Raw genomic sequence first — 25,730 nt, forward strand, 5'->3', positions numbered from 1 at the left:
AATTATCCTTTTAGATCAATTAGTAGACCTCTAATTTCATCTAATTGTTTCAAAATCACGAACGCACTGTTGTTGGGTGAAAACATGGTTTTGGCGAGTAAATCCAATTTTTCATCTACAACCTTTACATAACGAACGTCCTTTTGGTCATTTCGTCCGCGTTGTGGTGCTTGCATCACTTTGTAGTTTTTTTTGAGAATGAGTTCGGCAATTTGTTTGATGTGTTTTTTGTAAGAGTCGAGATTTCTATGGTTGGGATCTTTAATGAGTTCTTTTTCTAAATCGGGTAAGTCTTTCCAAAGTTCATTTAATTCTCTCGTTTCCTCTTTTCCTGATGGAACGATGGATTCTAAAATCTCCAAAAAACTTTGTTTGGATTCATCAACGGGAAAAGCAGATCCGGAGAGTTTTTCTTTGGAACCTTTTTTAGTCGAAGTGGAAACCGACTTAGGGTTGTTGTTTTGAATGATCATAAACCCGCCTAATGACGAGTGGGATTAATCGTGCATTTTCCGTGAAATACCACACCTTCTTCTACGATCAGGCGAGGAGTGACAATATCTCCTTCTAATCGACAGCTGGAAAGTAAAGTGACTCTTTCGGTTGCATAAATATTGCCGCGGATTTCTCCGCCAGCAACGACCACACGTGCTTTGATATCTGTATCGACGATTCCGGATTTTCCTATAAGTACCTTTCCGGTAGTTTCCAGGACTCCTCGAAATTTTCCATCGATACGAATGAGTCCAGGGAACTTAAATTCACCTACGAACTCGGCTCCTTCGCCAATGATACTATTAACTAAAAATTCTTCTTCTGTAGATGGGTTCGGCATTATTCTTGAATTTGGTTGAGAAACGAAAACGGATTCAACGCTTGGGTACCAACATGTACTTCATAATGAAGATGGTAAATCGGATTTTCTGGTGATTTTCCAACATAACCTAAGATGTCACCCTTGGAGAGTTTTTCATTTTTCTTAACACGAATTCTATCAAGATTCGAGTAGATGGTTTTCCATCCAAATCTGTGAGATAATTTTACATAATAACCAGTAGCAGGAGAGTATCCTGTATCAAATACAATTCCAGGAGCTGTTGCTATGACTTCCGCACCTGGAAAAGATCCAATGTCTAGTCCTCGGTTTAACTCTTCTTTTCCAGTTACTGGCGAAATGTATTTTCCGAAAGGAAAAAGCACATAACCTTTTGTAGGCCAAATAGATGGAGTGTTTCGAATGATACTTTTTCTTTTTTTGATGAGTTTGATAATTTCTTCAGAAAGTTCGGAAGATAACTTTAAATTGTGAATGTCTTCTTTGATACGAAAAGATTCATCAGTGATATCGGATTGAGGTGTTCCTTGTAATGCGAGGAACTGTCCTGCTTGTCCACCCATCCCTTTTGAAACTCGAGATGGATCTCCACCGAGTTTAATATAAAGGTTAGAAATTCTTTCGTAATAGTATTGGATGGTTTCGTGAAGGGAGTTTACCTCTTCCTTCATTTTGGAAGATTGTCTGATAAAGTCTTTGTTGGTTAAATTGAGTTCTGTGAGTTGGTGGATGGACCCACTATGCGATAAAACATTCACAGCACTAATGACAAGAAGAACTACCATGATTCCGATAAATATGGAAATGGCCTTGTAGGAGATAACAAAATTAATCGTTCGGCGGTCGGTATGCGGAATGACCATAATGGTCAGACGTTCTCGTCCCTTTTTGTCAAGATCCTCGTAACGTTGAGATAACTTAAGCTTCCATTCCTGGACTTTATACCGCAAACGGTAAAAAATTAAATGTAGTCTTTGTTTTACTTCCACGTTCGTTTTAGGCCTTCGACTATTTAAACAAAACTTAATGCACCCACTATATCTTTCGATTGAATTTTCATTTTCAAACAGTGGAAATTACAAATCTTGCTATTTATGGGATATTCAACCATCGACACACATTGCCATCTAGACATAATTCGAGAACAAGGCCAAGAGATTGAAGAAACACTGGCGAAATCCCGAATGGCGGGAGTGGACCGCATGGTGCAAATTGGGATCGATCTACCCAGTTCTAAAGAAGCCGTTCGTATTTCAGAAACTCATTCCAAAGAAGACTTAGAAATTTTCTATTCGATTGGATGCCATCCAACGGAGACTCATGAATTTCCTAATGCAGATCAAATTTTAGATTTAGCAAAAACCCGAATGAATGATCCAAAATTTTCAGCGATCGGAGAAATTGGTGTCGATCTCTATCATGATGCGAGCACTCGCATCGCTCAAAATGAAGTGTTAAGAAAATTTTTACAATTCTCAGCCGATTACAAATTACCTGTTGTCATTCATTCACGTGATGCTTTTGAAGATACGTATGAAGCATTAAAAGAATTCAAAACAAAAGCATTTGGAGTGATCCATTGTTTTACTTATGATTATGAAGCAGCGAAAAAGTTTGTCGAATTAGGTTACTATGTTTCCTTTTCTGGAATCGTTACTTTTAAATCAGCAACTGATATTCAGGAAGCTGCACGTAAAATTCCTTTAGAAACAATTCTGATTGAAACAGACGCTCCGTTTTTGTCTCCTATGCCCCATAGGGGAAAACGAAATGATTCTTCCCATTTACCTTTTGTTTTAGAAAAAATGTTTTCTCTAAGAACAGAAACAAACTTAGAAGTATCAGATCGCATTTATCAAAATTCCATAAAATTTACAGAAAGAAAGGCTTATCACCATGCTTGATATCAACCGTATTGTCCAAAACCCAGAAGAATTAATTTCCACCTTACAAAAGAGAGGTGTTGTTTCGACAGATATCGAAGCAAAAATCAAATCTGTTTCTGAAAAACAACGTAAGCTAAAATTGGAAGTGGAGGAACTTCGTGCTGAAAGGAATCGAGTTTCGAAAGAGATCGGAATCCAAAAATCACAAGGGAAAGATATCACTGAAATTTCAGCTTCGATGAAAGGAGTGGGTGATCGAATCAAAGCTATTGAAGAAGAACTCACGAAAGAAGAAGAGTCTTTACATGATCTCAATTTGGGTCTTCCCAACTTACTTGATCCAAGTGTTCCAGAAGGAAAATCAGAAGAAGACAATGTTCTCGTTCGTCAATGGGGTGAAATTCCCAAACTTAGCTTTGAGGCAAAAACTCATTTTGATATTGGGGAAAAATTAGGAATTTTTGATTTCGAACGCGGAGTGAAACTTTCAGGTGCTAGATTTTACACGTATCGTGGTTTAGGTGCGAAACTCGAGAGAGCACTTATGAACTTAATGCTCGATACTCATACCACAGAAAATGGATATGAAGAGATGTGGGTTCCCGTTCTTGTGAATGATGAGTCTATGACTGCTACAGGCCAACTTCCTAAATTTGCTGAGGATTTTTACAGACTAGAAAAAGACGGACTCAATTTAATTCCGACTGCGGAAGTTCCTTTAACGAATTATTACCGAGATGAAATCATTTCAGAAAAGGAATTACCGATTTCTGTATGTGCACACACATCTTGTTTTCGAAGAGAAGCAGGTTCTTATGGGCGTGATACCCGTGGTCTTGTGCGAGTGCATCAATTTCAAAAAGTCGAACTAGTCAAGTTTGTTGAACCGGAAACTTCTCAAACAGAACACGAAAAGATGCTAAACGATGCAGAGTCGATTTTGCAAAAACTGAAACTTCCTTACCGTGTGATGCTTTTATGTAGTAAAGATATGTCGAGCGCTTCCTCTAAAACCTATGATATCGAAGTTTGGATGCCTGGGCTTGGTCGATTTATGGAAATTTCCTCTGTTTCTAACTTCAAAGACTATCAAGCAAGAAGGGGAAAAATTCGATACAAATCAAAGGAAGGAAAAAACCTGCTCATCCATACTCTGAATGGTTCTGGTCTTGCAATCGGTCGAACACTGGCTGCAGTGATAGAAAACTACCAATCAGAAGATGGAACCTTCCAGATTCCGGATGTATTAAAAAATTACATTCGTTAATCAATTAGGGCAGATGACCGAGGTGTCAAATGCCCTATTCCAATCTAAATTTTGATCTTAATTTTAATTCTTATACTAATCTCAAATTCAATCAGCATTGCAAATATACGCACTACAGAAAACTAAACTTTTGCGGGATTTATACGCTCTGCAGAAAAAGAGGAACCTTTGGGGAATATACGCGAAGCGGTAAGCCGCAGATAAATACAAGTTATGCGAATAGCGCAAAAAACTCTTCGTTTTTTTTGAAAAGCCCTAATCTATACCAAGGTCTTTTCTTTTTTCAGTCGTTCGCAAATTCCATTCGATGGATTTCGAAAGTCACTTACCTTTTTTTTCAAGTATCACTTTATATTGCCTTTCTTTCTCCCGCAACTGTCTATAGCCAGTCATCCGAGGTAGAGCCAAGTTTAGTGGTCGCTCCCATCCAAGGTCCTATCAATACCGAGTTTCAAGAATTTGGACCTACGATGACCCCCGATGCAAAAACTTTATATTTCTATTCAAAACGTTCCAGTCGTGGCTATACGGAGATTTTTAAATCAGAACGAAAAAAAGATGGAACTTGGGATTTTCCAGAAGAAGTCGATGTATTGAATTCTCCCTTTGATGACCAAAGCCCTTTTATTACAAGAGATGGCAAAACTCTATTATTATCCTCGAATCGAGATGGTTCTGTGGAAGTTATGTTACCAGACGGAAAGGTCGGAATTTCTAGAGATTTATATGTTTCCAATTGGAATGGAAAATCATGGAGTAAACCAATCCCTTTACCTGCCTCGATTAACACAGAAGAAATTGAAGAGAATCCACATTTGCTTGGAGATACCCTACTCTTTACAAGATATCCATTTGGAAAACCAAATCTTGCTAAAGTCTATTTTAGCCAATATAAAGATAATTCATGGTCGAATCCCAAACCTTTACCTTCACCAATTAATGATAATTATGCGACGATCGCAGCGGCCTTCAATGATGATGGAAGTATCCTTTTTTTCTCATCGAATCGACCTGGCGGTTATGGGGGTTTTGATTTGTACATGGCAAAGATTGATGGCGATTCTTTTAAAGACACTGAGAATTTAGGAGCGCCTATCAATTCAAATGAAGATGAGGCATATATTGTTTTCCAACAGGTGAAAAAAACATTTTTATTTTGCAGAAGAGTCGAAGGTAGGTCCTTTGATCTTTTTACTGCCTCCGTCCCAAAACAAGAAAACATTGTACAAAAGAAACTGGAAGAAACGAAAAAGATCTCACTCGATTCAGTGTATTTCGAAAGAGCATCCTCAGTTTTGAAACCAGAGTCGTCAGTTCCTTTGGATGCTATCGTTGATTACCTCCATGAAAATTCAGATAAAAAAATGAAAATTATAGGACACACTGATTTGACCGGAACATTTGAAGACAATATGGTTCTTTCAAAGGATAGGGCAGAGTCCGTTAAACAATATTTAGTCTCCAAAGGAGTGGATTCAAAACGTCTGGTAACGGATGGGAAAGGGCCAACGCAACCGGTTGTGCAGGCGACAGATGAGGGTTCGTCTAAAAAGAATCGAAGAACAGAATTTGTACTGATAGATCCTTAATTTTTCCTTGCCGTTTCGATTTCCGAAGAAAAGGTAATGGGGATGTTGCCTCTTTTTCGGATTCGAAGTTTTGGGTTAGTTAGCCTTTTAGTGCTTTTTTTCTCTTTTTCCTTGTCTGGTGAACCAAGCCAGGTTTTAGAAAAGATTAAAAAAACCAAAACTCTCACGGTTTCCGTAAATGAATTTTATGATCCATTTTATATTGAAAATCCTAATCCAAGTTTTCCAGGTCTGGACGTAGAATTAGCACAGGAATATGCAAAGTTTCTTGATGTAGATTTAAAAATCATTCCGCTTCGAACTTTTGATCAACATGCAAGGATGTTAGAGAAAGGTGATACGCAGATAGCGATGGCAGGCTTATCTTCTTCGATCAATCGATTTAAAGATGTTTATTTTACAGATCCATATTTAATATCAACTCCTGCTGCTCTAGTAAACAGAACAGCCCTACCCCCAGAACCAGAAGGACAAATTGTAACGGTTCAGTTATTTAGAAATCTAAATGATTTAACGAACATTACCGGAATTTCTTATTCGGTTCTTGCAAATAGTTCTAACCATCAATTCTTAAGAGATGTTTTTCCTAAGGCTCAAACATTTTCCTATTTTACAAACGAAGCGGCCTTAAGTGAATTAAAGAAAAATAATGTGAATGCATTTGTTGCTGATTCATTTTACATTCAGGCCCTTCTACAAAAAGATTCTTCTTTGCGAGCAAATTATTTGCCTATTCTCGGAGTTGTTCAGGAAGATCATATCAGTATGGCAACTGCGAAAAAAGATATAGAGTTTCTTTATAACTTAAATTTCTTCATCAAAGAATTGAAACGAACTGGTAAAATTCAGGTTTTAATCAATAAATATTTTAAATCCAATCAGTGGGTTAAAAAAGAATAAACTTAATGTCACTACGAAATTTCCTTTTTAGATACATTATTTTTCTTTTGATACCTTCTGGATTTTTATTTGCTCAAGAAGAAGAGTCGCAAAGAACCTTTATGAATTTTAATGGGTCATTTAGGGTTCGTGCTACTAACGTTGGTCGTGATGTTTTATTAGAAAGGAAAACTCCTGTAACACCAATTAATAATCTAGAGAAAGAAACGGCTGAACGCCAACAAACGGAACAACAATTAATTCAATCTGATTTAGAAAGGAGACAACAAGGCCTACCTAGCCAAATCACTCCAAGGAAAGAAGACGTAAGTTATTATGATTCGCGTTTTTTATACAATATGAGTTTCTCAGCAAACAAATATGTAGAAGGTGTCTGGGGAATGCAAGTAGGTGATATTCCCTTTGGTGGAAAAGGATTACGAGCAACAGGACCAGACGGATTTGATCCTGGTTTAGTAGGTCCTGGCTCAGGTGGTGAACGTGGTCGTACAGCGGCTGTCAATGTTCAAACAAACTTTTTATATCTAAACTTTAGAATTCCAGAATCGGGACTTTTTATTAAAGTGGGCCAACAACTTTTTAGTTCTGCCCAAGGCCGCGTATTATTTTCTACCGGAACAGGTGTTAGCATTCTTAAAAACTTTCAATTTTTAAGATTATCTTTGGAAGGTGGGATTTTAAGAGCTCGTGACCAAAGTTTTTTGGATGTAGATAAGAATGGGTTTGCTGATAAAAACTATCAAAGTTCAAACATCTATTACAATCGTTTGAAGTTTGAATATTTCCGAAATATTCGAAATGAAGTGTATGCTTACTTTTTAGATGATAACGATAAATCAGATAATGAAACAGCAAGACTTGCTTGGTATGGCTTACACAATGAATTTAATTTTCAAAAATTTTCATTCATTGTTCATGGAATTTTAAATACGGGTACGGTTAAAAAACTTCGCGCAGTTACAGATACAAATGATGTGACCATTTACAATACAACACAAAGGCATTCTATCAAAGGTGGAATGTATGATTTTCAGTTTACTTACCGGTGGAGTGAATCGCTTAACTTTAATTTAATTGCGCTTGGAACAACTGGAAGACCTGGTTATGACGAGAAAGGCCATGAGGCCAATTTAAAAGGAAACGGATACAGAACTTTGGCTCCAGGGTTTTCCATTTCCAACATCGCTACAGACTTTACGGGTGGATACGCATTGTTCAATGGTTCGAGTTTCTCTGGATTAAATGAGTATGGGTTTTATTCCAATATCATTGCTTTTGGTCCTTATCAATTCACTTTAGGTTACTATCAATTATGGGCAACCAAGTCACCAGAGATTCGTATCAATCGAGAATTTAGTGAACTTAATGGATATAGAACATCAACCTATATGGGTATGGAATATAATTTTAATGTTCGTTATAACGTTACATCAGATTTCCAAATCATTTTTAGATCTGGTTATTTTGTAGCAGGAGATGCACTTTTTGTTTTACTTGATTCTAAATATGGAAGGGTTCTGCGAGAAGCATTTATCGTATTTGAACATCGATTCTAAATAGTCATTATAAACTGGAAAAGCAGAATGAGTATTTTCTAACACTTGATCAATCTGCGTGATCATTTGTCTTCTAAGACTTACAATCAGACTACTTGAAGAATGACCGAGTTTACTTACGAAGTAACTATAAAATTGATTCGAGTATTTAATTTGAACTAAAGTGTCAGCCTTGACTTGATCGCTTTTCCTAATGTGTATTGATCAGAGTATTCTAAGGTTCCTCCAATGGTAATTCCATGAGCGATCCTTGTGATTTTAATTTCCATTGGTTTGATCACAGTAGAAAGATAAGAAGCAGTGGCATCACCTTCCAAGGTTGGGTTGGTGGCGATTAAAACTTCTTTGATTTCACCATCCTCCAATCGCTCAATCAGTTGGCGTATTCGCAATTGGTCAGGGCCTATTCCATCTAAGGGAGAAATAGCTCCATTTAACACATGATACTTTCCAACGTACTCTTTTGTGTTTTCGATAAAGAAAATATCTTCAGGCTGTTCCACTACACAAAGAATACCTGTTTCTCTTTTTTCAGACAGACAGATAGAACAAACAGGATCTTCAGTCAGTCCACCACATTCATCACAAAATCGAAGTTTGGATTTTGCTTCTTCGATATTGGAAAGCCATGCTCGAAATGTGGAAGGATCCATACGTAAAATATGAAACCCAATTCTAGTCGCACTTTTTTTCCCAATTCCAGGAAGGCTGGAGAAGGATTGGATTAGTTTTTGAAATTGTGGATCAGACAGGGGGGAATCCTCCATCCTTTTGGATCTGGTTGAATACACCCTCAAAGTCACTCGGATTAAACCCAAGGACGTTCTTCATTTCATGTGCCATTGTTTCTTTGGCTTTTCTTTGTACTTCGTTGGTTGCTGATAGAATTAAATCTTCTAACATCTTTTTATCGTCCGCATTGAACATGATAGGATTGATGTTGAGATTGGTGAGCGTTCCATCTGCTGATGCAGTGACTTCCACCATACCGGCACCAGCGGACGCGGTTACTCGAATCTGAGCGAGCCTTTTCGAAAGTTCTTCTTGTTTCTCTTTGATATTACCGAGTTGCGAGAAAGCTTCTCGCATTTGTTTCATTTGGTCAAAAATTCCCATACGTACCTTTTGGACTTATAAATTCTTAAATTGGTTGGGATCAACTTCCATACCAGAGAACTTTTCTTTTAAAAGTTTCTCCATATCTTCAGGAGCTGATGGACTTGCTGCTGTAGTTTTTGCTTTGGGCGGCTCTTCTTGTTTTGGAGGAATGGTTTTTGATTCCAAAGGTTGTTTGGTTTCTGGTTCTAGAGTTTGTTTTGGTTTTTCTAGAATAGGTTTTACCGGTTCCGGTTGTGTAATCTGTGAAGATTCTGATTTTTGTTGAATAGGAGGATCCGAAGGAGTGGTTACTTTTTTCGGAGTTTCCAAATTATCAGGAATATGCGAAATGTCACCTTGTACTAGTTTTGCGAGTTCTGAAATTTTTGATAACAAACCAGATATACTTGGTTTCTCTCGATCCAAGATTAGTTTACGAAACTGAATTTCCAAATAAACTTTCATCTCATAAGAACTTCTTAGTTTCATGAGGTTCAATTTTTCATGAACGGAAAAAATTCGTTCCGCCAACAGAACTAATACTTCCCGATCAAGTTCTCTGTAATTTTGTTTTAATTTTTGTAAGTCTTCTTGGGGAATATTGATAGATTCTCTATCTGCTAAATTATCTTTGATGAGAAGTAGAGAATTTAGAAATTCAATAAAATCCCAAACAAATTTTCCAAGATCAATTCCTGCTTGAAAAAGGTTTTCTAGTGTTTCAAAGATCTGAGCACTTTGTGTGGAATCGAGTAGTTGGTTCAAAAAATCTGTAAAAGTATCAATTCCATGATACCCAATCATCTTTCTAAGTTTGACACCCGTTAAATTTCCATCCGTAAAGATAACGGCCTGTTCCATAAAGGAAAGAGTATCGCGGACGGAACCATCTCCTTTTTTAGCGATCCAGAATAATCCTTCTGAATCATATTTTAAACCTTCTTTTTCACAAAGTGTTTCAATATAGTTTTGTAAAACGGTAACCGGTACTTTTCGAAAATGAAAGTCTTGGCAACGAGAAAGAATTGTTTCTGGAATTTTATGATACTCTGTTGTTGCTAAAATAAAAACAACATGTGCAGGAGGTTCTTCCAATGTTTTTAGTAGAGCATTAAAAGCAGCCCCACTTAGCATGTGTACCTCGTCCAAAATATAAACGCGATACTTTCCACCCATCGCATTAAATTTTACATTTTCTCGTAGTTCACGAATGTTATCAACACCACTGTTGGACGCTGCATCGATTTCAAATACATCGTTAGAATTTCCTTTTGTAATTTCTAAACAAGAAGTACATTCGTTGCAAGGTTCTACTCCATCTGGTCTTTCACAATTCAATCGTTTTGCTAGAATTCTTGCTATGGTCGTTTTACCCACACCACGAGGGCCGATAAAAATATAAGCATGTCCAATCTTTTTTGATTTAAAGGCATTTTGTAAAGAACCAACGGCTAAGTCCTGGTAAATCACATCGCGAAAGAATTGGGGTCTGTATTTTCGAAAGAGTACTTGGTGGTTTTCGCTCATGTAAGTCCGTGCCAAAAAAGATGTGGAATGGGAAATTTGTGAATCACTTTGATCTTGTAATTTCGTATGTTGGAGGCAATGAAATATTTATCGGAGTAATCGATATTTTACTAAGTGAGAGGAGAGGTGAATGGAGAAAAGATCTTAAGATGGCAAGTAAGAACCTGGCGGAGAGACCGGGATTCGAACCCGGGGTGCTTTTGGCACACATGCTTTCCAAGCATGCACAATAGACCACTCTGACATCTCTCCAATGGTTTCTACTGGCTTCCATAAAATGAAACGCTCAATAGAATTCTACCTTTTCTCTCTAAAAAATGTCAGAAATTCAAATTTTATGTGGGATCTTGGAATGAGAGTACATTTAGGAAAGTGATTTAGAAGATAGATGGATTCTGTGGTGTAAGATGAAATTCCTTCTCCCGGTTTTGCGGGAACAAAATATATCACTTCCGGAATTTTTACGCGTAAAATAGCACCAGAACAAAGAAGACAAGGTTCAAGAGCTGTAATCAAAATATGATCTGTTAGATAACGACCTTCAATTTTTGAAAGTGCTTCATCGATCGCAAGGATCTCGCTGTGCTTTGTGGGATTTAATGTTTGTTCGACGGAATTATAAGAGGCGGCAATCAGGTTTCCGTCTTTCGAAATGATTTCTGAATAAGAGGGAATTTCTTCGGGGTGGCTAGAAAGGGCTTTTGCGTAGCGCTCTAGAAAGGAATTGAAAGCTTCCACGCGCGCCCAAGAGGATTTGAACCTCTAACCTTCTGATCCGTAGTCAGATACTCTATCCAGTTGAGCTATGGGCGCAATGAATGCTTGAAGCATTTTCACCCATTCCAAAAGAACGGGTATCACTATGGTTTTTTTCAAGCGGATGGAGTAAATCAAAAATCCCGCAATTCCTAGATAAAGTAGTACGGAAAGGAGATGGATGGTTGCAGCTAAGTAGAGACCAACAAAGGGTAGGACAGAAAGGACTTGAGCAAGTACCAATCCGAGTAAGAACAAACAAGTATTAACTGCAGAATATAGACAAACCGTTACAAATTCAGGAAGATTTCGTTTCCAAGTAAAAATTGGCACCCAAGAGAAATAGAGAGGTAATACTGCAAAGATCTTAGCTGCTTCGTCAGTAACTAAATAGGCCTGTATTCTTTCTAATTTTGCTTTGATTTGGGTGGTATTCATGACGGTATCAACGGAGACGCAGGGATTCGAACCCTGGGTACGATTGCTCGTACGACGGTTTAGCAAACCGCTCCTTTCGGCCACTCAGGCACGTCTCCAGCGACTCGGAGAAGGTAGGATTCGAACCCACGGTGGGATTACCACGACGGTTTTCAAGACCGCTGCTTTAGACCACTCAGCCACTTCTCCAAGAGTACCTATCCGTTATGTTAAATGCGAGTGCAGTGTCAAATGAATATTCAATGAATGGTTCTAGAGAATGGAAAAGTTGCGTATAAAACTGGAAAAGTGGGTCAATGGCGGTTTCTGTTTAGCGCACCACGAGGGGCATGCAGTCTTCGTTGAAGGTGGACTTCCGGGAGAATTGGTAGACATAAGTCTCTATAAAACCGGAAAAAAAGAATGGTTTGGAACTGTTTCAGAAGTTTTAGAAGCCTCAGAAAAAAGAATCCCCTCTGATTGTTCCGTGTTTATGGAATGTGGTGGCTGTAGTTATCGGCATATATCATACGAACAAGAGATCGAACTCAAAACCTCGCTTTTAACAGCTATGTTTCCTGAATGGAAAGAAAAACTAGAGGTAGTTCGTGGGCCTGAAAACGAATATCGAAATAATGTACAATGGCAATCCAACGGAAAAGAAATTGGATATTTCGCAAAAAACACTCACAGAATTGTTAATGATTCTCATTCTGTTTGTAAAACTATCGATAAACGTTTGTTATGGGATTTAGTTCCACAAGGAATTAAAAAATCAGTTTCTAAACAAAAATCTATCCAACTTCGCCTTTCCTCCAAATCCATTGTGAATTATGAAAGGGACCAAACAGAAATCAATGTTCAGAATACAAAATTAAAAGTGCCCGAACGTGGATTCTTTCAAATCAATCAGTTCCTTCTAGAACCTTGGCTTTTAAAAATCAAATCTCTATTACCTGATTCTAGTGAGGTTTTGGAGTTATTCTGCGGATGCGGGAGTATAGGCATTTCCATTCGCGAAAAAATTAAATCTTTATACGGAATGGAATCTCACGAAAAGAGCATTCGTTATGCAAAAGAAAATGCAAAAGTAAATGTGGCTTTGTCATTTGAATATGAAGTCAGCGATTTATACCAAAAACATTTACCCAAACATGTGGCAAAGTTTCCAATTTGGATTGTGAATCCGCCGAGAGCAGGATTAACAGAGGGAATCATAGAATCAGCTTCATTATTCTCACCAAAACAAATTATCTATTCTAGTTGTAATCCGAGTACATTAAAACGAGACATTGTAAGACTAGAAAGTATTGGATATCGGTTGGAATTTATGGGTCTCTTTGACTTTTTCCCAAGAACACAACATTACGAAGTTTTGGTGAGTTTGAAAAAATAAATAAAGAACTCACAAAGAATAGTTTGTGAGTTCTTTTCTAACGAAAGATTTTGTTATTTTGATTTGGTATTAATCTTTAGAGGTAGGTAAGCTGGGCAAAATCCAATTGCAGAAGTTGCTATCATTACAAGGCCAATGACAAATAGAACAATTGCTGTTGTTCCTTCAACCACACCTGCCAAATACAAACCGCCTAATACCAATCCAACTACAACTCGAATGATTCTATCATATAGACCCATGTTTTGAAACATATTCAATCTCCTTAAGTTAGATTGGACGAACAAAATGTATTTTATATTTGGTTATTTTTTTCTAACCATTCTAAAATCAGTCTCGTTACCTCTTCTCTTTTTTCCCAATGGAGAAAATGACCTGCGTGATCAAAACCAATTTTGCGAAAACCACAAGGGAAATCGTTTTCATCTAATAGGTGTTCAAATAAGTTTTTATGAAAACAACCGTCATTTAATCCGTATAGAATTTGAGTGGGGACTGTGATTTTTGAATCTAAAATTCCAAGGATACTTTCTCTACCAGATTCTGTAAAAAGATCGTTTAAATTGCGATAATAAGCAAGAGCGGAAGATAAAATTCCCGGATTTTGAAAATTTGCTTTAATCTCTGCTAAATGGTCTTGGTTTGGCGAATATCCTGGTGACCAATCCTTCCATAAATAATCTACAAGAGCAAATCCATTAGAGCGAATGGTAAGTTCCGCTAAAAAAGGAATTTGGAATAATAATACATACCAAGAATGAATGGTTTGTTGAGGAGCCCAAAAAAACGAGTCCTGATAAGTCCGTAGAAGAGGGACTCCTAGACTTGTGATGGATTTGATTCGGTTTGGGTAATACATCCCAGCGGCAAAGGCAATCACAGATCCCCAGTTGTGGCCTACTAAATGCACCGAATCCCATTTTCTATCGTTCATCCATCCCAAAATATCATCCACAAGGTCGACTACATGTAATTTATGGGAATGAGAGATTGTTGATGGTTCGTATCCTCGCATAACAGGAGAGATACAGTGATATCCTTTTTTCCCAATAGTTTCCATCATCGGAGCAAAGGTTTTATGATTATCAGGAAACCCGTGGAGAAAAAGAACAGGTTCTCCTTTTCCCGTTTCTAAAGTGGTAAATACAGCAGATGAATTTCTAATTTCCGAATGGTGCATTGTTGTTTACCAACTTTTCTTTTTTATACGTCGTTCTAAAGAATTGTAACACAATCTCTCTTGTATCCAAGTCCTTACTTAAATACCCATATTGTTTTTCATTTTGGTAAAAAAAACCGTTTGGCCAAATATGACCTCCACCTGGAATTAAATATCCTTCTACAACTTGATCGGATTCACAATCTGTAAACTTTGTGTATTGAATGTCTCTTTTCCAAAATTTGTTCAGATGTCTTTTTTTGGATTTGGTTTCTTCCTTGCAGGCAAACTGCGAAGACCAAAATTCTAATGATTCTAAATAAGAAAAAACATCACCAGCTGGAATTCTTTGTGCATTGGGGCTTGGATCCGAAGGAATGGAAACAGAACCACCTTGGTAAGGTACAACATCGTCAGAAGTTCCCATAATGAACCCAATCGATTTATTAGGAGGAAGATTACAAATCTCTTTTAAACCTTTGGAAGTAACTGCAGCAACAGAATACCCAGAACTAAATAAATCCTGTGCTTCGCATAACAAGCGCTGTGTCATAAAACCACCGTTGGAAATTCCAACAGCGTGAATTCGATTGTAATCAACAGGTATTTTTTTATCGATAAAACTTACCATGTCTCGGAAAAATTCGACATCTTTTGTATTTCGTTTGTCGGTAAGTGAATGTGGAATTTTTCTTCCGTCATTCCAACGGTTGGCATAACCATCTGGATAAACTGCGATAAATCCATATTCTTCTGCTTTTTCCGACATACGAGAAAGATAAATCATTCCCTCTCCACTCCCTCCACCGCCGTGTAAAATAAAAATCAAAGGCAATCTGGTTTCTTTAATTTGTTTAGGCACATAGTAACGAAAATTGCGGATGATCCCATCAGAGGAAATGGATTCCAACTTGTGTTCTTTTACAGGAACAATGGAAGGAAGTGATTTACAAAAAAAAGAAAAAGAAATCATGACGAGTGGTAGATATCGTTTTGTATTTGAGAAAAACCAGTTCATGCAAACAAAGATTCATACCATAGAATGGTTTCTGGAACTTTTAAATCTCCCTCTAAAGGAAACTTGGGATGAAATTCTTTATCGATTGTGGGATCATAAGGGCCCGACTTTCCTTCAAAACAAACTGCCGTTTCAGACAGACAAACTAGGCTATGCCAAACACCAGGTTTTAAATCAATTCCCCGTTTAGGGCCTGTAGAGGAAAGTTTATGGGCTTCTTTGATTTCTCCATTTTCCTGGAAGATGAGAAATCCAATTTCACCTTCTAAAACGACAAAGGTTTCTGGTTTTGGGTCCGACAAATGTCTGTGAGGTGGAATGTAGGTGTTTTTAGAAAGAACGTTGAGAAACCTTTGGTACACTTCCATTTGTTCGTGGAAGTTATGATTGGTACGTTTTCTTTCTGCGGTTTGGGCTTTTTTGACGAGAGATCCGATTAAGTCGGAATCAATGATTTGTATTTCCTGCAAGTTGACCTTCCAATTCCTGCTCGATGAAGGCTAACATATCCGGAACACAAGCCGTACAAGTATCAGCCGCTCCCATCTCGCGGGCGACTTCTAGTATAGGGCGATTGGATTCTTTGACAACATTTAAGATAGATTCAAAGAAAACTTCTGCACAGTGACACTTGATCATGGTTCTGAGAATCAGTCTCTGGCTTATGAAATGGTACGACAAGAATTTTTTTAAATCTTTCTAAGTCATTTTTCAGAGAATTTTATCAAAAAATGGGGGAGTTCTTTTCAGATTTAGCTCTTTAGAAGGGTTTTATATAAAGAATTTAGTTCTTTAATGGCTGGTTTCCACTGGAAACGTTTGGCATTACTCTCGCCTAACTTTTTTAGTTGGTTTTGCCTTTTGGAATCTTTTAGCAAAGAGAGAAGTTTCGTTTGAAAAGAGGTAGAGTCCTTTGGATCGAAAGGTTCATATCCAACTCCCAAAACTTCGGGCAAAACGCTGGCGTTGGAAGAAAAAACGACCGTTCCCATGGCTTGTGCTTCCAAAACAGGAAATCCAAATCCTTCGAAGAGAGAGGGATAAAGAAAAATCTTTGCCGCTTGGTAGGCAAGAGGAAGTTCCGCATACGGTAAGTGAGACAAAAAATAAATTTTGTCAGGGTACTTCTTTTGGAAATTTAGAAATTCTTCGGGGATTTCTTTACTGAGGCCACCTACAACGAGAGGTAGGTTTAATTCTTTTTTCGCCCACAACTCTTCTAAATTGGATAATAAAAACGGGAAGTTTTTATGGGTTTTTCCAATGCCTACTGTAAACAAATAAGATGCAGGTAAGTCGTGTTTTCTTTTAAAAGTCGAAACTTTGTTTGCGTTCTGTTGGGAGAAAGTCTCTAAATCAATTCCATTATAAACAACAGAAATTTTATCTTTTGAATAACCAAAAAAATGAATTAAATCTTGTTTGGTGAATTCAGAAACGGTGATGACTTTTAATGCAAACCATTTGATCCAACGAAAGACAATTTGCAGATACACTCGTTTGACAAGGGAAGCATGGGCCACTTTGAAATGATAAGGAATGAGATCGTGAATGGTGACAACACACTTACGAATATAAGGAAACGGAATGTTGAAATGAGGAATATCCAAGACATCCATTTCTGCCATTTGGGGGTGTCCTAAAAATTCTTTAGGCGAGTAAATGCTAGTTTTGTATTCTATGATCTTCGCATCTTTGGGTAGGTCATATTTTTTTAATACAGAGGGATCACCAAAAATAAATAATTCGGCCGTTTGCGGGGAAATAGGCCAAAACTTTAGAATATGTTGGATACGAATCCCGATCCCGGAATTTTCGATCATCCGTGCATCGTAACCAATTTTTAACCGCATGAATCTGATTATGTTCCTTTAGAATTAATTTAAAAAAGGAAATGTATCTTTTCCTTTCTGGTAGAGTCTAGTCAAATTAGTGGTGAATATTCTGCATTCATAATTTGAGATGTAGAACCACAGGTATCATATCGTTCAAAAAGGACCCGGATGGAAAACTTAATCGAAGAAATCCTAAAACAAATTGGAGAAGACCCTGCGAGAGAGGGCCTCGTCAAAACACCTAATCGAGTGAAAAAGGCGTATGACTTTTTAACGAGTGGTTACAAAGCCGATTTGAATCAAATTGTAAACGGAGCCATCTTCGAAGAGAGTACAACAGGGATGGTTCTCGTACGCGATATTGAAATGTATTCCTTATGTGAACATCATTTGCTTCCTTTTTATGGAAGGGCCCATGTGGCTTACATTCCGAATAAGAAGATCATTGGAATTAGCAAGATTCCAAGAATTGTCGATGTATTTGCCCGTCGCCTTCAGGTCCAAGAGCGACTCACTGATCAGATTGCACAAGCCATCCAAGAAACACTAGATCCTTTGGGAGTGGGTGTTGTCATCAAAGCAAAACATTTATGTATGATGATGCGTGGTGTGGAAAAACAGAACTCAGAGCTTTTTACTTCTAGTCTACTCGGTCTATTCAAAACAGATCCAACCACTCGGAGTGAGTTTTTAGATTTAATCCGAACCGGTTCCCACTAAGTTCATTTTTTAAATTCTATTTTTCAGATTCATGCTGGACTTTTCTCAAAAAAAGTTCAGCATTCTTTCCCTAGAGGGAACCTATGCCGAAAGAAAGAATTGTGGCACCGTCCAAAGACTTCGCTAAGTTAGCGAACGTTAGTTTAAAAGAATACAAAACCAAATACAAAGAATCGATTGAGAAACCAGAGAAGTTTTGGGCCGAACAAGCAAAACGCCTCACTTGGTTTAAAAAATGGACAAAGGTTCTGAAACACGATTTTGCCAAAGCAAAAGTAGAATGGTTTGTTGGCGGGAAACTCAATGTTTCTTATAACTGTTTGGACAGGCATTTAGATTCTCCTCTTAAAAACAAAGCGGCTCTCATTTGGGAAGGGGACAATCCAGATGAATCCAAAGTTCTCACCTATCATGACCTCCACCGCGAGGTGAATTATTTTGCCAATGTTCTCAAGAAGTTCCATGTAAAAAAAGGGGATCGGGTTCTGATTTATTTACCTATGATTCCGGAACTTGCGATTGCTACCTTAGCTTGTACGCGAATTGGAGCTGTACATTCGGTTGTCTTCGGTGGATTTTCTCCCGAAGCTCTTCTTGGTCGTATTGAAGACTGTAAACCAGCTCTTGTGATCACAGCAGATGGTGGGTATCGCGGTGGCAAACCAGTTGAACTCAAAAAAAATGTGGATGCCGCTTTAGAAGAAACCAAATTTAAAGTAAAAGATGTAATTGTTGTTAAGCGAACAGGAGATGAAGGAAATCTCAATTGGAAAGAAGGTAGGGACCACTGGTATCACTACTTAATGAAAGAAGCTGACATCAAAAAAGAATGCCCTCCTGTAGCGATGGATTCGGAAGATCCTCTGTTTATTCTTTATACATCTGGTTCGACGGGAAAACCAAAAGGGGTTCTTCATACAACCGCAGGGTATTTACTCGGTGCCAACCTCACTTTTGCTACCATTTTTGATTACAAAGAAACAGATACTTATTGGTGTACGGCAGACATTGGTTGGATTACAGGACATAGTTACATTTTGTACGGACCACTCTCTAATGGAGCCACTTCCCTTATGTTTGAAGGAGTTCCGAGTTACCCGGATGCCGGTCGGTTTTGGGATGTGATTGATAAATACAAAGTCACTGTATTTTATACGGCACCAACTGCCATTCGCGCACTGATGCGAGAAGGATTGGAGCATATTAAAAAGCGCTCTCTCAAATCATTGCGCCTTCTTGGATCTGTGGGTGAACCCATCAACCCAGAGGCCTGGGAATGGTATCATACCAATATTGGAAAATCAAAATGCCCGATTGTGGATACTTGGTGGCAAACAGAAACCGGATCCATTATGATCTCTGGAGTTCCGGGAGCCATTCCTCAAAAGCCCGGATCGGCTAGTTGGCCATTTTATGGAATCAAACCCGTTCTTGTGGACAATGAAGGTGTGGAGATCAAAGAGAAGGGGGAAATTTCAGGAAATCTTTGTATTGCGATGCCTTGGCCTTCGATGATGCGGGGGGTTTATGGGGATACCAAAAGATTCTTTGATACTTACTTTTCTCAGTTTAAAGGGTATTATTTTACGGGAGATGGTGCCAATAAAGATAAGGACGGGTACTTTCGCATAACAGGAAGAGTCGATGACGTACTCAATGTTTCGGGCCACCGTATTGGATCTGCAGAGGTAGAAAGTGCTCTTGTAGAACATAAATCTGTGGCTGAGGCGGCTGTTGTAGGATTTCCACACGATATCAAAGGCCAAGGAATTTATGCCTATGTGACTGTAAAACATGGTGTAACAACAAACGATGCTTTGAAAAAAGAATTAATTGCTATGGTAGAAAAAGTGATCGGAAAAATCGCAAGACCAGAAGTCATCCACTGGGCACCAGGACTTCCAAAAACTAGATCCGGTAAAATCATGCGCCGGATCTTACGAAAAATCGCCAATAACGAATTTGATACGCTAGGAGATATTAGCACACTTGCTGATCCATCCGTTGTACAAACGTTAATTGACGATAAGAAAAAGTTTCATAGTTAGGAATTGATTTTTCCTAGATGAGAATCCTTCTTCTTTTGCTGTGATTCAAAGGAAGAAGGCAGGTTTTATAAATCTTGCGGGAGGGAAGAAAAGGGTCCGATCACTCGTAAGAATTCCGATTCTTCAAATTCTATATCCCGGTCTTTTAACCTTTGCCTATACTCGTTTGCCTTAGTTTTGTCTCGATTGGAAAACCAATGAACACAAAAAAGTAGATACTCTCTATTTTTACGATAGGTATTTTGATGATTTTCTAATTCTGTGGCTGTGATTTTTTTTTGATTTTGAAAATCTTTGACAAGAGAATCAATCGCCAAGGTATCTCTATCTTTTCCTAAATTCGCATAACTTTGACGAATGAGAAATAGAATTTCACCCGCATCGGAATCGGGAAAAAATTTTAATAGATTATAAAACCCTCGGCGAAATAAGGATAAAGATTCTAGGAATCTTTGTTTTTCTTGGAGGTACACCCCGTAACGAGTGAAGTATCTGGTTTCATTTAGAAAAACGGTGCTGGTCCATTGATAAGCCTGTTCTAGAAGTTCAGAATTTCTTCCCCTCCGTGCGAGGATTAAAGTTTCATACATCGCTTCTTCCCTGGGAAAATAAACTAAATAACGTAAACTTAAATCATCTGCCTCTTTCCATTTTTTACTTTTGATATTTTTTTGAAGGCTAGCTTGCAGTGCTTCTTTTTCTGAAACAAAGGTTTTGTCTGATTCTAAAATTTGTATATAGGATTCATATTCAGATTCCAAACCAATTTGTCTGGATAGAATGGCTGCTGTATACAATCTGTACTTAGCATTTGGTTTTTGTTCTAAATATAATTTAGTATAGAACAAAGCTTCCTTTTGTTTTCTTTCCTTTTCGTAAAAATCAGCAATGTAGAGAAGCAAATCGAGTTGGTCTTTTTTCTTTTTGATCGATTCTTCGTAGGCATGAACCCCATCATAGAGTTGCCCGAGTTTCATATGGGCACGAGCAGCTAGATTGTAGTAGCGATAATCCGGATCTGGGTTTAATTCTTTGGCTTTGATGAGAAAATCAAAGGCTTTAGCTGGGGTTTCTTGGACAATTTTGTCTTCGGCCATTCGCAAAAGATCTTCATATCCATAAAAAACCTTAACGGGGTTCAGAACCTCTGTTTGTGCTAAATTTGGACTGGAAACCAGAAATAGACTTGTTACCAGAACACTAAATTGCCATATTCTCCTAGACCGAAGTATCATCTATGGATTCTCATCGGTCATCTTCTAAATAATCTTAGAAATTCAAATAAACAATCTCAAAGAGGATCTCATGAATGTAGAGTTAATCATTATCGTCATGGCGCTAGTTTCGATAGCCACGGCGATTTTCTACGCAGCTCGGGTGGTTCGCATCCAAGTAGGCGCAGGCGGTGGCGACGTAAAAGAAACTGCTAAATTGAAAGAAATCTCCGCTGCGATCGCAGAAGGGGCTATGGCCTTCCTTCTGAGAGAATACCGAGTCATTTTGCTATTTATTAGTTTCATGACTGTTCTCATTTATTTACTTTTGGATAACCCAAAAACGGAGTTCAACGAAGGAATTTACACTGCCGTTGCATTTGTTTCCGGAGCCCTTATTTCTTGCCTTTCTGGTTTTATCGGAATGAAGATTGCTACTGCTGGTAACGTTCGTACTGCGGAAGCTGCAAAAACTTCTCTTTCCAGAGCCTTCCGAGTGGCTTATGATTCTGGAGCCGTAATGGGTTTTGGTCTGATCGGTCTTGCTGTTCTTGGAATGATTGGACTATTTCTCCTATTCACAGGAGCAAACGTTGGAGTTGCCAAACATATCCTTATGGAATCACTTGCTGGTTTTGGTCTTGGTGGGTCTTCCGTAGCATTATTTGGTCGTGTGGGTGGTGGTATTTACACCAAAGCCGCAGACGTAGGTGCTGACCTTGTCGGTAAGGTAGAAAAAGGAATTCCAGAAGATGATCCGAGAAACCCTGCCACCATTGCCGATAACGTAGGAGATAACGTAGGTGACATCGCCGGTATGGGTGCTGACCTTTTTGGTTCAGCAGCAGAAGCGACTTGCGCAGCTCTTGTGATCGGTGCAACAGCATCAGCACTTGCAGACAACAACTCTGCTCTTCTCTATCCACTTTTAATTTCTGCCATTGGAATTCCTGCATCTCTTTTAACGACTTTCTTTGCTCGAGTGAAAGAAGGTGGAAACGTAGAGAAAGCTCTAAAACTCCAACTTTGGATTTCTACATTTATCGTAGCAGCAGCTCTTTACTTTGTAACTGACATCTTTATGATCGATAGTTTCCAAATTGGAGACAAAACCATCACTAAGTGGAATGTTTATACTTCAGTCGCATTAGGTTTGTTTGCTGGAATGTTTATTGGTTGGATCACTGAGATTTACACTTCTCATTCTTACAAACCAGTTCGTGAAGTGGCGGATGCTTGTGATACAGGCGCTGCAACCAACATTATCTATGGTTTGGCACTTGGTTACAAGTCCACAGTGGTTCCAGTGATTTTACTTGTGATCGTGATTGTTGTTTCGAATATCCTTGCGGGTATGTATGGAATTGCAATCGCTGCGATTGGAATGATTTCCACAATTGCGATTGGTCTTACCATCGATGCTTACGGCCCTGTTTCTGACAACGCGGGTGGGATTGCTGAGATGGCGGAACTGGGAAAAGATGTTCGTGATAGGACTGACAACTTAGATGCCGCTGGTAACACGACTGCAGCAGTGGGAAAAGGTTTTGCCATTGGATCTGCAGCTCTTACTTCACTTGCCTTATTTGCTGCCTTTATCACAAGAACACAAAATGCTTCTAAAGAACTGGGAGAAGGTGCAATTGACCTCACTTCTATTGAACTTTTGGATCCATTAGTATTTGGTGGTCTTCTTTTTGGTGCTATGCTTCCATTCATCTTTTCTGCAATGACAATGAAGTCTGTTGGAAAAGCTGCCCTTGATATGGTGAAAGAAGTTCGTCGCCAGTTCAAAGAAATTCCTGGTCTTATGGAAGGAAAAGCTAAACCAGAGTATGCAAAATGTGTAGATATTTCTACTTCTGCTGCTCTTCGTGAAATGATCCCTCCAGGCCTTCTTGTTCTTCTTAGCCCAATCGTTGTTGGTTATTTGTTTAGTGTGAAATCACTTGCTGGTCTTCTTGCTGGTGCCCTTGTTTCTGGTGTGGTTCTTGCGATCTCTTCTGCGAACTCTGGTGGAGCATGGGACAACGCGAAAAAATACATCGAAAAAACTGCTGGTGGAAAAGGTTCTGAAAAACACAAAGCCGCGGTTGTGGGTGATACAGTAGGGGATCCGTTCAAAGATACTTCTGGTCCTGCAATCAACATTCTCATCAAACTAATGGCGATCACATCACTTGTGTTTGCTGAGTTTTTTGTAACAAAAGGTGGAATCATTTTAAACTTCTTTAAATAAGAAGTTTAAAATAAAAATTACATCTTATCTTTAGGAAGCTTTCTCTTGGAAGTTTCCTAAAGATTAAAAACATAAATCTCTTAAGAGATAAATAAAAAGCCGGCGGAAACGTCGGCTTTTTATTTATAAGGTCGTAAAACTAAAACTGGTATTTGTTCCGAGAGTGAGTCCGAAGATGGACTGTAGGTTTTGGTTTAGAGTGATGGTATAAGTGGTTCCTGCAGTAAGCGCACTTGCTGGTGTGAGAGTGATGGTTCGATTCGAGGACCCACCACTGAGGCTCGGACAAGTAGGTGAGCAACTGATATTGGTATTAAGAGAAGTGGTATCGATTGCTTGCGTCATTATGATTGTGATGGTTGGATTTAAGGAAACCCCCGTGGCACCGTCACTAGGAGTGGTAGATTCGATGGTGAAGGTGCTAGATGTTTGTGTGACTAGTGGCAGAACCAGAACTCCCAAAAGAGAGGGTTTGGGTTCCGGTAGGCAAGATAGGGCCGAAAAAACAAATAAAGATAGGATTTGGATTTTCTTCCACATGGGCATAGGTTCTAAATTTAGTTTCGACTAATTTCCTTTGGTAACCGCACATAGTTTTGCGTAAATCCCGAAGAAATTGTAGGTTTCTAGTTCAATAGACGTAATTTCTCTAATATTTCCGTTTTTTTGGCTGAGCTCTACTGAGGCGTCTCCCCATGCGAGAAGTCCAAGATAGGATTTTGCACAAGCGATTCCTTCCTTTGATGCGGAAACACCGGTTTCCATCATGCTGATCCTTTGGTTTTCATAGAGTAGGCCCTGGGTTCCAAATCCGGAACTAGCACAAGAGAAGAGAAATAAGAAAGAACTGGAAAAAATAAAAATCCTAACCGAGAGGAGAGTGGATTTATTTTTTAAGTTCCTGATCCAAAAGTTTGGAAAGTTTGTTTTGTAAAGTGATGATATCGTCATAGAGTTTTTCGATTTGTGCTTCTTTCTTTCGAATTTTAGCTGTTAGGGTATCCAACGATTTGTTAGTAACATTATTTTTTTTAGAATGGAAATCCTTCAATTTGGATTCTATTTCTTCGTAAATGAGTCCACTCTTTAGTTTTTTTGCAAATTCGCTAAGTGAGTTAATGTCCTGTTTCATCGTCCGGTAATTCGCAAACAAAGTTCTTGGAAAAAGAAATATTGGTTTTTATAGTAGTGATCTAAACTCAAAATTTCTCTGGGGCGAGAACTGCGAGGAACGTAATCTAAACTAGCACTACCGATACTCACAAGTCCAAAATAATTTGTTGTACAAGATTCAACAAAACGGTCGCCAGGCAAAGGAAGTTTCCCTGTGGAATACCAACCTTCTTGCCCTTTGTTCTGAAATACTGTTACCGAAGGATTTCCAATTTGTACACTGATACAATGTGAAAAAAGAAATGCGAGCGGTAAGAAATAAAAGTTTTTCATATTTTACTGGCTTGTATCAAAAAAATAAAAATAAGAAAAACGAATCCCGCGATCCATTGCATTATCTGCTTTTGGTAAAACACCAAATAGAGCAGAAAAACTAAAAGTACCAAAACTTTCGGTGCTCATTGATATCCCTGGATAGAGATTGAAGTATCTTAAGTTTTTATCCGCCACTTTATCCAAAGGTTCTCTATATTCGAGTTCGGTAAAGATACGAACAGAGTCTGCGATAGCAAATGAAGGAGCAATACCAACTTGGTAATAACGTTTGAATTCTTCCAAACTAGATTCTTTTCCATGTCGATTGGTTTCTGTTTGAAATCGAAACTCTGACATAATTTGAAAAATTCCGCGTTTGTATCCAAGTCCAAAATTGGGTCGAATCAAATAGAAGTCTGGATTTTCTTTTTCTCGAAATTCTGCGTTTCTTTTTTTATCATAGATTCGCAACCCTCCACCAATTAAGAATTGGGAAGAACCAGTATCAAAAATTTTTCCGTATTTAATTCCCGCATTCCAACGATCCCAAGTGATTTCTTTTGCTGAATCCGTTTGTGAGTATTCGGTTCTTCCAATCGATGAAATGACGGAAAAAGTATCAGAAAATTTGTATTCTCCCTCAAAGTTGAGATTTTTATTAATCTCTTTTACTCCATTGAAGCTCTTATCCCAGTATGTAGCATTGCCTCTGATTTTGGTATAAACGGCTACGGGTTCAATTTGTAGTGGGTGGGCAAAATCATTATTCGAAGTCGGCTGAGAATATAATGAAACAACCGAAAAAAGAGAAAATAGTGAAATGATAATTATATTTTTCATTT

General features: G+C 38.3%; 28 protein-coding genes and 4 tRNA genes. 9 read left to right on the forward strand and 23 right to left on the reverse strand.

Going from position 1 to position 25,730, the window contains the following annotated elements; genetic code table 11:
• Nucleotides 1-2: 2 nt before the first annotated feature.
• Genes CH361_RS00665 through CH361_RS00675 form a run of 3 tightly spaced genes read right to left on the reverse strand, consistent with a single transcriptional unit; the run spans nucleotide 3 to nucleotide 1,824 of the window.
• Entirely contained in the window at nucleotides 3-473 is a 471-nt protein-coding gene (locus tag CH361_RS00665) for a YaaR family protein (protein ID WP_100788909.1), read from the reverse strand.
• Nucleotides 474-481: 8 nt separating this feature from the next.
• Nucleotides 482-835 carry a bactofilin family protein gene (locus CH361_RS00670; RefSeq protein ID WP_100788910.1) on the reverse strand — a complete coding sequence of 118 codons (354 nt, stop codon included), beginning with the start codon at nucleotides 833-835 and terminating at the stop codon, nucleotides 482-484.
• Complete coding sequence (locus CH361_RS00675; protein ID WP_100788911.1) at nucleotides 835-1,824, reverse strand: M23 family metallopeptidase; 990 nt, start codon at nucleotides 1,822-1,824, stop codon at nucleotides 835-837. The genes CH361_RS00670 and CH361_RS00675 overlap by 1 nt, the downstream gene beginning before the upstream one ends.
• Nucleotides 1,825-1,929: 105 nt before the next feature.
• Between CH361_RS00675 and CH361_RS00680 the strand changes: the two genes are divergently transcribed.
• Genes CH361_RS00680 through CH361_RS00700 form a run of 5 tightly spaced genes read left to right on the forward strand, consistent with a single transcriptional unit; the run spans nucleotide 1,930 to nucleotide 8,033 of the window.
• Nucleotides 1,930-2,739, forward strand: a complete 810-nt coding sequence (locus tag CH361_RS00680; RefSeq protein ID WP_208861358.1) for a TatD family hydrolase — start codon at nucleotides 1,930-1,932, stop codon at nucleotides 2,737-2,739.
• Entirely contained in the window at nucleotides 2,732-3,988 is a 1,257-nt protein-coding gene (serS, locus tag CH361_RS00685) for a serine--tRNA ligase (RefSeq protein WP_100788913.1), read from the forward strand. The genes CH361_RS00680 and serS overlap by 8 nt, the downstream gene beginning before the upstream one ends.
• A gap of 29 nt (nucleotides 3,989-4,017) precedes the next feature.
• A complete protein-coding gene (locus CH361_RS00690) occupies nucleotides 4,018-5,577 on the forward strand; it encodes an OmpA family protein (RefSeq protein WP_425268655.1) in 1,560 nt (519 codons plus the stop codon).
• A gap of 42 nt (nucleotides 5,578-5,619) precedes the next feature.
• Complete coding sequence (locus CH361_RS00695; RefSeq protein ID WP_100789402.1) at nucleotides 5,620-6,477, forward strand: substrate-binding periplasmic protein; 858 nt, start codon at nucleotides 5,620-5,622, stop codon at nucleotides 6,475-6,477.
• 5 nt (nucleotides 6,478-6,482) lie between these two features.
• Complete coding sequence (locus tag CH361_RS00700; protein WP_100788914.1) at nucleotides 6,483-8,033, forward strand: alginate export family protein; 1,551 nt, start codon at nucleotides 6,483-6,485, stop codon at nucleotides 8,031-8,033.
• Nucleotides 8,034-8,191: 158 nt separating this feature from the next.
• On the opposite strand, the gene recR is transcribed toward CH361_RS00700, so the two are convergent.
• From recR to CH361_RS00745, 8 genes are all read right to left on the reverse strand, one after another.
• Nucleotides 8,192-8,800 carry a recombination mediator RecR gene (recR, locus tag CH361_RS00705; protein ID WP_100788915.1) on the reverse strand — a complete coding sequence of 203 codons (609 nt, stop codon included), beginning with the start codon at nucleotides 8,798-8,800 and terminating at the stop codon, nucleotides 8,192-8,194.
• Nucleotides 8,778-9,143, reverse strand: coding sequence for a YbaB/EbfC family nucleoid-associated protein (locus CH361_RS00710; protein WP_196795741.1), 366 nt, complete (start codon nucleotides 9,141-9,143; stop codon nucleotides 8,778-8,780). The genes recR and CH361_RS00710 overlap by 23 nt, the downstream gene beginning before the upstream one ends.
• Nucleotides 9,144-9,164: 21 nt before the next feature.
• Nucleotides 9,165-10,658 carry a DNA polymerase III subunit gamma/tau gene (gene dnaX / locus CH361_RS00715; protein ID WP_100788916.1) on the reverse strand — a complete coding sequence of 498 codons (1,494 nt, stop codon included), beginning with the start codon at nucleotides 10,656-10,658 and terminating at the stop codon, nucleotides 9,165-9,167.
• A gap of 165 nt (nucleotides 10,659-10,823) precedes the next feature.
• Nucleotides 10,824-10,910 (reverse strand) — tRNA-Ser (locus tag CH361_RS00720).
• Between the two features lie 45 nt (nucleotides 10,911-10,955).
• Nucleotides 10,956-11,396 carry a nucleoside deaminase gene (locus CH361_RS00725; protein ID WP_100788917.1) on the reverse strand — a complete coding sequence of 147 codons (441 nt, stop codon included), beginning with the start codon at nucleotides 11,394-11,396 and terminating at the stop codon, nucleotides 10,956-10,958.
• Between the two features lies 1 nt (nucleotide 11,397).
• A tRNA-Arg gene (locus CH361_RS00730) sits at nucleotides 11,398-11,471 on the reverse strand.
• 392 nt (nucleotides 11,472-11,863) lie between these two features.
• Nucleotides 11,864-11,950, reverse strand: a tRNA-Ser gene (locus CH361_RS00740).
• A gap of 7 nt (nucleotides 11,951-11,957) precedes the next feature.
• Nucleotides 11,958-12,041 (reverse strand) — tRNA-Ser (locus CH361_RS00745).
• 70 nt (nucleotides 12,042-12,111) lie between these two features.
• On the opposite strand from CH361_RS00745, the gene CH361_RS00750 reads away from it, so the two are divergent.
• Nucleotides 12,112-13,227 carry a class I SAM-dependent RNA methyltransferase gene (locus CH361_RS00750; RefSeq protein ID WP_100788919.1) on the forward strand — a complete coding sequence of 372 codons (1,116 nt, stop codon included), beginning with the start codon at nucleotides 12,112-12,114 and terminating at the stop codon, nucleotides 13,225-13,227.
• A 53-nt stretch (nucleotides 13,228-13,280) separates the two neighbouring features.
• Here CH361_RS00750 and CH361_RS00755 read toward each other — a convergent pair whose 3' ends face one another.
• The 6 genes from CH361_RS00755 to CH361_RS00780 all read right to left on the reverse strand — a co-directional run bounded on the left by CH361_RS00755 (nucleotide 13,281) and on the right by CH361_RS00780 (nucleotide 17,257).
• Nucleotides 13,281-13,481 carry a YgaP family membrane protein gene (locus CH361_RS00755; protein ID WP_100788920.1) on the reverse strand — a complete coding sequence of 67 codons (201 nt, stop codon included), beginning with the start codon at nucleotides 13,479-13,481 and terminating at the stop codon, nucleotides 13,281-13,283.
• A gap of 41 nt (nucleotides 13,482-13,522) precedes the next feature.
• On the reverse strand, nucleotides 13,523-14,407 hold the full coding sequence (locus CH361_RS00760) for an alpha/beta fold hydrolase (protein WP_100788921.1): 885 nt from the start codon (nucleotides 14,405-14,407) through the stop codon (nucleotides 13,523-13,525).
• Nucleotides 14,388-15,404, reverse strand: a complete 1,017-nt coding sequence (locus CH361_RS00765; RefSeq protein WP_100788922.1) for a CE1 family esterase — start codon at nucleotides 15,402-15,404, stop codon at nucleotides 14,388-14,390. Before CH361_RS00765 ends, CH361_RS00760 begins: the two co-directional genes overlap by 20 nt.
• Entirely contained in the window at nucleotides 15,401-15,874 is a 474-nt protein-coding gene (locus CH361_RS00770; RefSeq protein ID WP_100788923.1) for a WbuC family cupin fold metalloprotein, read from the reverse strand. The genes CH361_RS00765 and CH361_RS00770 overlap by 4 nt, the downstream gene beginning before the upstream one ends.
• A complete protein-coding gene (locus tag CH361_RS00775) occupies nucleotides 15,852-16,043 on the reverse strand; it encodes a (2Fe-2S)-binding protein (RefSeq protein WP_100788924.1) in 192 nt (63 codons plus the stop codon). The genes CH361_RS00770 and CH361_RS00775 overlap by 23 nt, the downstream gene beginning before the upstream one ends.
• 113 nt (nucleotides 16,044-16,156) lie before the next feature.
• Entirely contained in the window at nucleotides 16,157-17,257 is a 1,101-nt protein-coding gene (locus CH361_RS00780; protein WP_100788925.1) for a glycosyltransferase family 4 protein, read from the reverse strand.
• 150 nt (nucleotides 17,258-17,407) lie between these two features.
• Between CH361_RS00780 and folE the strand changes: the two genes are divergently transcribed.
• Together folE and acs are read left to right on the forward strand one after the other, a co-directional pair.
• Nucleotides 17,408-17,959 carry a GTP cyclohydrolase I FolE gene (gene folE / locus CH361_RS00785; RefSeq protein ID WP_100788926.1) on the forward strand — a complete coding sequence of 184 codons (552 nt, stop codon included), beginning with the start codon at nucleotides 17,408-17,410 and terminating at the stop codon, nucleotides 17,957-17,959.
• 83 nt (nucleotides 17,960-18,042) lie between these two features.
• Entirely contained in the window at nucleotides 18,043-20,007 is a 1,965-nt protein-coding gene (acs, locus tag CH361_RS00790) for an acetate--CoA ligase (protein ID WP_100788927.1), read from the forward strand.
• Nucleotides 20,008-20,072: 65 nt separating this feature from the next.
• Here acs and CH361_RS00795 read toward each other — a convergent pair whose 3' ends face one another.
• Nucleotides 20,073-21,242 carry a tetratricopeptide repeat protein gene (locus tag CH361_RS00795; protein WP_100788928.1) on the reverse strand — a complete coding sequence of 390 codons (1,170 nt, stop codon included), beginning with the start codon at nucleotides 21,240-21,242 and terminating at the stop codon, nucleotides 20,073-20,075.
• 70 nt (nucleotides 21,243-21,312) lie between these two features.
• Here CH361_RS00795 and CH361_RS00800 point away from each other — a divergent pair, with 70 nt between their 5' ends.
• Nucleotides 21,313-23,460 carry a sodium-translocating pyrophosphatase gene (locus CH361_RS00800; RefSeq protein WP_100788929.1) on the forward strand — a complete coding sequence of 716 codons (2,148 nt, stop codon included), beginning with the start codon at nucleotides 21,313-21,315 and terminating at the stop codon, nucleotides 23,458-23,460.
• Between the two features lie 123 nt (nucleotides 23,461-23,583).
• Here CH361_RS00800 and CH361_RS00805 read toward each other — a convergent pair whose 3' ends face one another.
• The 5 genes from CH361_RS00805 to CH361_RS00825 are packed head-to-tail and all read right to left on the reverse strand — an operon-like array spanning nucleotide 23,584 to nucleotide 25,728.
• A complete protein-coding gene (locus CH361_RS00805; protein ID WP_244279444.1) occupies nucleotides 23,584-24,000 on the reverse strand; it encodes an Ig-like domain-containing domain in 417 nt (138 codons plus the stop codon).
• Nucleotides 24,001-24,027: 27 nt separating this feature from the next.
• Complete coding sequence (locus tag CH361_RS00810) at nucleotides 24,028-24,411, reverse strand: TRL-like family protein (protein ID WP_100788931.1); 384 nt, start codon at nucleotides 24,409-24,411, stop codon at nucleotides 24,028-24,030.
• Complete coding sequence (locus tag CH361_RS00815; RefSeq protein WP_100788932.1) at nucleotides 24,347-24,592, reverse strand: hypothetical protein; 246 nt, start codon at nucleotides 24,590-24,592, stop codon at nucleotides 24,347-24,349. Before CH361_RS00815 ends, CH361_RS00810 begins: the two co-directional genes overlap by 65 nt.
• Nucleotides 24,589-24,906: a TRL domain-containing protein gene (locus CH361_RS00820; protein ID WP_100788933.1), complete on the reverse strand. Its 318-nt coding sequence runs from the start codon at nucleotides 24,904-24,906 to the stop codon at nucleotides 24,589-24,591. Before CH361_RS00820 ends, CH361_RS00815 begins: the two co-directional genes overlap by 4 nt.
• A gap of 3 nt (nucleotides 24,907-24,909) precedes the next feature.
• Nucleotides 24,910-25,728, reverse strand: a complete 819-nt coding sequence (locus CH361_RS00825; RefSeq protein ID WP_100788934.1) for a hypothetical protein — start codon at nucleotides 25,726-25,728, stop codon at nucleotides 24,910-24,912.
• Nucleotides 25,729-25,730: the final 2 nt, after the last annotated feature.

Origin of the sequence: Leptospira brenneri, assembly GCF_002812125.1 — a bacterium.
GTDB lineage: Bacteria > Spirochaetota > Leptospiria > Leptospirales > Leptospiraceae > Leptospira_A > Leptospira_A brenneri.